The organism is Paraburkholderia sp. SG-MS1, from assembly GCF_012275575.1.
Lineage (GTDB): Bacteria > Pseudomonadota > Gammaproteobacteria > Burkholderiales > Burkholderiaceae > Paraburkholderia.
In genome coordinates this window covers 56,921-64,779 of record NZ_NPIH01000280.1, presented here as the reverse complement: position 1 = coordinate 64,779, position 7,859 = coordinate 56,921, and the positions used below count along the sequence as shown (strand labels likewise).

Annotated in this window: 6 protein-coding genes; 4 read left to right on the top strand and 2 right to left on the bottom strand. The window is 64.2% G+C overall.

Features of this window, described 5'->3' with window-relative positions:
- Positions 1-2,535 (top strand): sensor domain-containing protein (locus CIC12_RS30140; RefSeq protein WP_168669814.1); only part of this gene is annotated, 2,535 nt, incomplete at its 5' end.
- 141 nt (positions 2,536-2,676) lie between these two features.
- Here CIC12_RS30140 and CIC12_RS30135 read toward each other — a convergent pair.
- On the bottom strand, positions 2,677-3,291 hold the full coding sequence (locus CIC12_RS30135; protein ID WP_168669811.1) for a glutathione S-transferase: 615 nt from the start codon (positions 3,289-3,291) through the stop codon (positions 2,677-2,679).
- 158 nt (positions 3,292-3,449) lie between these two features.
- On the opposite strand from CIC12_RS30135, the gene CIC12_RS30130 reads away from it, so the two are divergent.
- Positions 3,450-4,382 (top strand): LysR substrate-binding domain-containing protein, encoded by a 933-nt coding sequence (locus CIC12_RS30130; protein WP_168669809.1) that lies wholly within the window; start codon positions 3,450-3,452, stop codon positions 4,380-4,382.
- Between the two features lie 224 nt (positions 4,383-4,606).
- Positions 4,607-4,948, top strand: coding sequence for a DUF4148 domain-containing protein (locus tag CIC12_RS30125; protein WP_168669806.1), 342 nt, complete (start codon positions 4,607-4,609; stop codon positions 4,946-4,948).
- 152 nt (positions 4,949-5,100) lie between these two features.
- Here CIC12_RS30125 and CIC12_RS30120 read toward each other — a convergent pair whose 3' ends face one another.
- Positions 5,101-5,496, bottom strand: a complete 396-nt coding sequence (locus CIC12_RS30120) for an acyl-CoA thioesterase (RefSeq protein WP_121316527.1) — start codon at positions 5,494-5,496, stop codon at positions 5,101-5,103.
- 319 nt (positions 5,497-5,815) lie between these two features.
- On the opposite strand from CIC12_RS30120, the gene CIC12_RS30115 reads away from it, so the two are divergent.
- Positions 5,816-7,705 (top strand): ABCB family ABC transporter ATP-binding protein/permease, encoded by a 1,890-nt coding sequence (locus CIC12_RS30115; RefSeq protein WP_168669804.1) that lies wholly within the window; start codon positions 5,816-5,818, stop codon positions 7,703-7,705.
- The last annotated feature ends 154 nt before the right edge of the window (positions 7,706-7,859 follow it).

Here is a 7,859-nt window from a genome sequence, read left to right as displayed (position 1 = left end):
CTGGCCGGCAGCGTGCTCCTCATCTTCACGTTCGGCGCCCGCGAAAACAGCGCGCGTGAAAAACTGCGCAGCGTGCGCGCGCTCGGGCGCCGCGACGAACGCTTTCGCGGCCTGTTCGACGACCATCCGGTGCCGATGTACATCTTCGATCGCGAGACGCTGCGCTTTCTCGCCGTCAACGCGGCTGCGATCCAGCAATACGGCTACTCGGAGCACGAATTTCTCGGCATGACCATTCGCGCGATCCGCACGCAGAGCGAACTCGCGCGGCTCGAATCGCATCTGCAACGTCAAAATGCGGTCCCGCACGGCCGCACGATGGCAGGCATCTGGCATCACCGGCGCAAGGACGGCTCGATCATCAGCGTCGATATTTCGTATCACGCGCTGAACTTCATGGGCCGCGCGTCGCTCTTCGTGCTCGCCGACGACGTCACCGACCAGATCAACGCCGAAGCCGAGGCGCAGCGTTCGAACCAGATGCTCGAAGCGGTGATCGACAACATCCCGCAGCGCATCTTCTGGAAGGACCTCGGGTCGCGCTATCTCGGCTGCAACATGGCGTTCGCGCGCGATGCCGGGCTCGCCTATCCCGAGCAGGTGGTGGGCAAGAGCGACGCCGATATGCCGTGGCGCGCGTTCGCCGATCTGCTGGGCAATCACGACCAGGAAGTGGTGAGCACCGGCGTGCCGAAGATGAACTTCGAGGTCGACCTGGTGATCGACGGCGTGCACCGCACGACCGTCACGAGCAAGCTGCCGTTCACCGATGGCGAGGGCCGCGTGATCGGCGTGCTCGGTTCCTATACGGACATCACCGAGCGCAAGCGCGCCGATCTTGCGTTGCGTCTGCAAAGCCGCGCGCTCGACGCGAGCGTCAACGCGATTCTGATCACGGCGCCGTCGCCGGCCGGCAATCTGATCGAATATGTGAACCCGGCGTTCATGCGCATCACCGGCTACGATCCCGCCGAGGTGATCGGCCACGATTGCCGCGTTCTGCAACGCGATGACCGCGACCAGGAAGGCGTCGCGCTGATCCGCCAGGCGCTCGCGGCGAATCGCGAGGTCAGCGCGGTGCTGCGCAACTATCGCAAGGACGGCGCACTGTTCTGGAATCAGCTGTTCATCGCGCCGGTGCCCAACGCAGAAGGCGTGATCACCCATCACATCGGCGTGATCAACGATGTGACCGATCTGATCCGCTATCAGGAACAACTCGAATACCAGGCCAACTACGACAGCCTCACGCGCCTGCCGAACCGCAACCTGCTGCGCGACCGGCTCGAGCATGCGCTGGTTGTCGCACGGCGGCATCACAACGGCGTCGCGGTCGTGTTCCTCGATCTCGACGGTTTCAAGAACGTCAACGACACGCTCGGCCATAGCGTCGGAGACCGGCTGCTGCGCGTGGTCGCCGAGCGCCTCGCGCGCTGCTCGCGCACCACCGACACGGTGGCGCGGCACGGCGGCGACGAGTTCGTGATCGTGATGACCGACACCGTCGATGAACAGTCGCTGATCGCATGGATGGAGCGCGTGCGCTCGTCGATCTCCGAGCCGGTGTGGCTCGACGGCACCGAGCTGTACGTGGGGTGCAGCATGGGCGCGAGCCTGTTCCCGCAAGACGGCGACGACGCCGAATCGCTGATGAAAAAGGCCGACCTCGCGATGTATCGCGCGAAGGACATGGGCCGCAATACGTTCCAGTTCTATCAGCCGGAGATGAATGCGAGCGCGGGCGCGCGTCTGAATCTGGAACGGCGCCTGCGCCGCGCGTTACGTGACGGTGAATTCCTGCTGCATTACCAGCCGCAGGTGGATATCGGCAGTGGACAGATTGTCGGCATCGAGGCACTGGTGCGCTGGCACGATCCGGAAGACGGTCTGGTGTTGCCGTCGGCGTTCATTCCGTTGGCGGAGGAGAGCGGGCTGATCGGGCCGCTGTCCGAATGGGTGCTGCGTGAAGCGTGCCGCCAGAACAAGGCCTGGCAGGATGAGGGCTTGCCGCCGACGCGGGTGTCGGTGAATCTGTCGGCGCGTGTGTTCCAGCAGCGCGATATCGCGAAGCTGGTGACGCAGGTGTTGACCGAGACCGGTCTGGAGCCGCGCTACCTCGAACTGGAGCTGACCGAAAGCACCATCATGCGTAACGCCGAAGAGGCGGTGTCGATGCTCAACGAGCTGCACGCGCTCGGCATCGGCCTCGCGATCGACGACTTCGGCACCGGTTATTCAAGCCTCAGCTATCTGAAACGCTTCCCGGTGGACCGGCTGAAGATCGACCGCTCGTTTGTGTCGGACATCGGCGTGTCGGGCGACGACGAGACGATCACCTCGGCAATCATCGCGCTTGCGCACTCGTTGAAGCTGCACGTAATCGCGGAAGGCGTCGAAACGTCGGCGCAACTCGACTTCCTGAAAGAGCGCGCGTGCGATGAGATGCAGGGCTTCTACTTCGCGAGGCCGTTATCGACGGATGCGATTTCCGAGTTGCTGCAAGGAGGCGTGCGGCGCGAGTTGGAGCCGGCTTGATTGGCCCGGGGGAGCGGCTCGCAGCGGCAATCGAGGCGCTGCGAGGCCGGGCATCACTGCCGGGCCAATCGGCGGCGCGTTCTGGTTCGTCCCTGCACGCCGCCTTGTCGATGACAGGGCGGGCTTCCCGCACCGCCGTTGTCAGACCGCCGGCGTGTCCACGAAAACCGGCAAGTCCTCCGCCAGCGCCGAAAACGCCTGCAAGTGCGGGTACGCAGCCTGATCGACGATCTCCGGCAGCATCATCTGCGTGAAATGCCAGCTCACCGCCACGGTGACGTCCGCCGCGTCGAACTGCTCCTGCTCGATCGGCAGCGCGGCCGTCGCCACCTCGCGTTCGAGTTCGGCGTAAGCGGCGAGTAGTTGCGCGCGCACGCGCTCGAGCCAGGGCTCGTGCTGCTTCTCCACCGGCCGCAGATTCCGCTCGTAGACGATCTGGACGCTCTTCTCGCACGCCGCGAGCGCAAGCCCCGATAGACGGGCGGCGCGCAAAGCGTCTTCCGGCAGAGTGGGGAAGAGCCGCTGCCCGGGTCCGGCCAGCGTCGCCAGGTACTGCAGGATCACCGATGACTCCATCACCGTGCTGCCGTTGTCGGCGATCAGCGTGGGCGCCTTGACGACCGGGTTGATCCGCGCGAACTGTTCGTACGTGCTGAACACCGAGATCGGTGAGTGTTCGAAGTCGAGCTTCAGCAATTTGAGGCAGATGGCGACCCGGCGTACGTAGGGCGAATCGAGCATTCCGATCAGTTTCATGTGTTTCCCGTTAGCAGTTCTATCATTGTGCGCCTGAGCGGGCCGCGCCGCGGCGCTTCTCGCCCGTGCGATGTCTGGTGCCTCAAGCCGATAGATTAAGCATCTCCGCGCGCCAGAAAAAGCGACAATTACCGACGATCTACGTCAGAATTTCTAACATGAAACCCATCCCGCCGCTTACCGCGCTCCGCTGTTTCGAAGCCGTCGCTCGTCTGGGCGGCGTCACCCTGGCCGCGCGCGAATTGCACGTGACGCACTCGGCGGTGAGCCAGCAGATCAGAGTACTGGAGGACGCGATGGGCGTCGCGCTCTTCGTGCGCGAGGCGCGCGGGTTGCGCCTCACCGACGAAGGACGCCTGTATGCGCTGGACATCCGCGCCGCACTGCACGATATCACCCAGGCCACGCGCCGCGCGCAGGCGCGCCCACAGGAGAGCGAACTGGTGATCTCGACCCTGCCGTCGTTCGCGCAGCACTGGCTCGTGCCGCGCCTTCCGAGCTTTCGCGAAGCGCACCCGTACTATCGGGTGCGCCTCTTGACCAGTCTGCAGGTCGAGGATTTTCGCCAGAGCGCGGCCGACATCGGCATCCGCATGGGACAAGGGCATTGGCCCGACGTCGCGCAACAAAAACTGTTCGACGACGACATGCTCGTCGTTGCCGCGCCTCATTTCGCGCTCTCACCGGGCGGCCGCTTGCCCGTGAGCGCCGAGGACGTGGTCGCCTGCCCGCTGATCTCCAGCCCCGATGCGCAGTGGGCTGACTGGTGCCACGCGGCGCACGTCGCGCCGCCGCCGGCCGAAGCCGTGGTGCTGTCGGCCAACGATTCGAACATCGCGATCGGCGCGGTGCTGCTGGGCCAGGGCATCGCGCTCGAGCGACGCAGTCTGGTCGCGCATGCGTTGGCGCAAGGTGCGTTGGTGCAGATCACCACGATCCGCGTGCCGTATCGCTATCCGTACTGGCTGGTGTGGCAGCAGCGCGAAACTCTCAAGGCCGGCCAGACGCATTTCGCGCAGTGGATCGAAGCGCAGGTCGATGTTTATTTGCGCGGCGATGGCGCGTGCGCAGTGTCGAGCGGGGCGGCCTAGCCACCGCTTGCGCGGGCAAAAGCGATTTGCGCATGAGTTTCAGTCGGATATATTCAGGGTTCCCATCCGGGAGCTTGCTGGGGCATGACGAAGTACCGACGAAACATCAAAGAAACTCGATTCACGCAGCGCTTCGCCCGTTTGCCCGATTGCCGTTCCTGCCGCACGTAGTGTGTGGCGGGCGTCGTGCTGCCGACTATCCGCCAATCCGACTGGAGAAAACTATGTCGTCTTCACCTGCAAAAAAACTGGCTGTGTTGTTGGCATCGGTTGTACTGAGCGTGGCGGCTGCCGCGCCGGCGTTCGCACAAAGCGGCGGCGGGGGCGCCGGAGGAGGGCCGGCGGGCGAGGGCTCCGATGCGGCCAAGGCGGCGACCGGCGCGAGGCCGCACACCTCGAAGGCGGAGCGCAAGGCCGCGCGCAAAGAGGCGCGGGCGAAGAAGAACGCCGAGTTGAAACAACTGGAGGCGCACGGCTATCAGCCGTCGCGCAACGATCCGAACTATCCGAACGACATCCAGAACGCGCAGAAGAAAGCGGGCATCGGCGCGGCGGCGAGCCAGTAAGCCGGCAAGCGGTAGCGAAGCCGGACCGGGTCCACCCGGTCACGAGCGTGCCGCCACACCTGCAACTTCAAGGTCTGAAACGGAAAGAGGCGCCAAGGCGCCTCTTTCCATGTGTGCTCGAGTGGCTCGATTCAGCGAGTCAACTCAGCAACTCAGTCGAGTACCGGCAGTGCGCGCGGGCGGCGGTCACTATCGGTAGCCACGTAGGTGAGGATCGCCTCGGTGACCTTCACGAGATCTTCGGTCAGGCTCATGCGCTGCGCGTAGACCTCGACCGACACCGTGACCGACGTATTACCCGTCTTGACGATATCCGCGTAAAAGCTCAACAGATCGCCGACGAACACCGGCTGCTTGAACACGAACGAATTGACCGCGATGGTCGCCACCCGCCCGTTGGCGCGGCGGCTCGCCGGAATCGAGCCGGCAATGTCCACCTGCGCCATGATCCAGCCGCCGAACACGTCGCCGTGAACATTCGCGTCCGACGGTTGCGGCACGACGCGCAGCGCACAGGGCTTTTGCGGGAGTTGAAGAAGATCGGTCATCGGGGGCACCCTTGAGAAACGTATTGGCTCGGTCGGCTCGACCGGCAGGCGGGAATTTCACGACGACTGCACCAGCGGCGGGGCGACCGGGGCAGATGGGACGGCCGCGCGACCAGCATGCAACCGGTGGCCGGACAGCCTATGAAAAGCGGCGCCAGCCGGCTTCTGCGACAATGGAAAGATCAGGAATTGTACGGGAAAGCGTTCAGCGAGGTCGTGCGTCAATAAGCGGTGTGCCAGCTCGGCAGGCCGCAACCCGACGCGCCGCTATTGTCGCGGGAGCTCCGGCATTTTCACACTCTCCCCCTTGCAGATCCCCATGCGCCGCACGCCCTCGTCCGAACCCTCGCCGATTTCCACCCAGCCTCGCAACGACTGGCAGACGATCCTGTCGCTGCTGCCTTATCTCGCCACCTATAAATGGCGAGTCGGCTTCGCGCTCAGTTGCCTGATCGGCGCGAAGGTCGCCAATCTGGGTGTGCCGATCGTGATGAAGCGCATCGTCGACAGCCTCGCGTCGGTCCAGCATCTCACCGCGCTCGGCCGCGCGCACGACGCGCCGGGCATCGTGCTGCTCGGCGGCGTTGGACTGCTGGTGGTCGCGTATGCGGTGGTGCGGCTGTCCACGTCGCTCTTCACCGAACTGCGCGAGATCCTGTTTTCGAAAGTGACCGAGAGCGCGGTGCGACAACTCGCGCTGAAGGTGTTTCGCCATCTGCATGCGCTGTCGCTGCGGTTTCATCTCGAACGGCAGACGGGCGGCATGTCGCGCGACATCGAACGCGGCACGCGCGGTATCACGCAACTGATCTCGTATTCGCTGTACAGCATCCTGCCGACGCTCGTCGAAGTCGGTCTCGTGCTCGGCTTTTTCGTCGTCAAATACGAGGCGTATTACGCGATCGTCACATTCATCGCGCTCGCGGTGTACATCGTGTTCACGGTGAAGGTCACCGAATGGCGCACGCATTTTCGCCGCACGATGAACGATCTCGATTCGAAAGCCAACTCGCGCGCCATCGATTCGCTGCTCAACTACGAGACCGTCAAGTACTTCGGCAACGAAGAGTGGGAAGCGAGCCGCTATGATGAAAACCTCAAGCGCTATCGCACGGCCGCGATCAAATCGCAGCGTTCGCTGTCGGCGCTGAACTTCGGGCAGCAGGCGATCATCGGCACGGGGCTCGTGTTCATCCTCTGGCGCGCGACGCAAGGCGTGATGGCCGGACGCCTCACGCTCGGCGATCTGGTGCTGATCAACACCTTCATGTTGCAGCTTTATATTCCGCTGAATTTTCTCGGCGTCGTGTATCGCGAACTGAAGCAGAGTCTCACCGACATGGACCGTATGTTCACGCTGCTCGGCGCGGCGCAGGAAGTGCCCGACCTGCCCGACGCGCCACCATTGCAAGTGCGCGGTGCGCAGGTGCGCTTCGAGCACGTGAACTTCTCTTATGAGCCGGCGCGTCAGATACTGCACGACGTGAGCTTTACGATTCCCGCGGGGACCACGACGGCGGTGGTCGGCCATAGCGGCTCGGGTAAGTCCACGCTCGCGCGGCTGATGTTCCGCTTCTACGATCTGGACCGCGCGACGGGCGGTGCGATCACCATCGACGCTCAGGATATTCGCGACGTCGCGCAGGATTCGCTGCGCGCGTCGATCGGCATCGTGCCGCAGGATACGGTGTTGTTCAACGATTCGATCTACTACAACATCGCATACGGCCGGCCGTCGGCGAGCCGCGAAGAAGTGATCGCGGCGGCGCGCGCGGCGCATATTCACGAGTTCATCGATGGGCTGCCGAACGGCTATGACACGCCGGTCGGCGAGCGCGGCTTGAAACTGTCGGGTGGCGAAAAGCAACGCGTGGCGATTGCGCGGACCATCCTGAAGAATCCGCCGATCCTGTTGTTCGACGAAGCGACCTCCGCGCTCGATTCGCGCTCCGAGCGCGCGATCCAGCACGAACTCGATCAGATCGCCCGCGAGCGCACGACGCTGATCATTGCGCACCGGCTGTCGACGGTGGTGCACGCGCAGCAGATCATCGTGATGGACAAGGGGCGCATCGTCGAGCGCGGCACGCACGCGGAACTGCTGCGCGCGAATGGCCTGTTTGCGCAGATGTGGGCCTTGCAGCAGCAACGTGCGGCAGAGGCGCCGGAGCCGATGGAGACGATCGGAGCGAACGAGGGCGGGCGGTGAGGGCCGCGCCTGGGGTGGTGTGTGCAACAGGCGGCCGGGCGGAGCAGTTGAATGGTTTGAGCGGTGAACGCGGTACGTCCGCTTCACTGGCGACCGAATGCCGCGCGTGAATTGCGCGGTATGGCGCATCGGCCTTCGCGTAACGCCGCCGCTC

Coding starts and splice junctions, on each gene's coding strand:
- CIC12_RS30135 (WP_168669811.1), bottom strand. CDS start 3,291: ATGAAACTGATCGGAATGCTCGATTCGCCCTACGTACGCCGGGTCGCC.
- CIC12_RS30130 (WP_168669809.1), top strand. CDS start 3,450: ATGAAACCCATCCCGCCGCTTACCGCGCTCCGCTGTTTCGAAGCCGTC.
- CIC12_RS30125 (WP_168669806.1), top strand. CDS start 4,607: ATGTCGTCTTCACCTGCAAAAAAACTGGCTGTGTTGTTGGCATCGGTT.
- CIC12_RS30120 (WP_121316527.1), bottom strand. CDS start 5,496: ATGACCGATCTTCTTCAACTCCCGCAAAAGCCCTGTGCGCTGCGCGTC.
- CIC12_RS30115 (WP_168669804.1), top strand. CDS start 5,816: ATGCGCCGCACGCCCTCGTCCGAACCCTCGCCGATTTCCACCCAGCCT.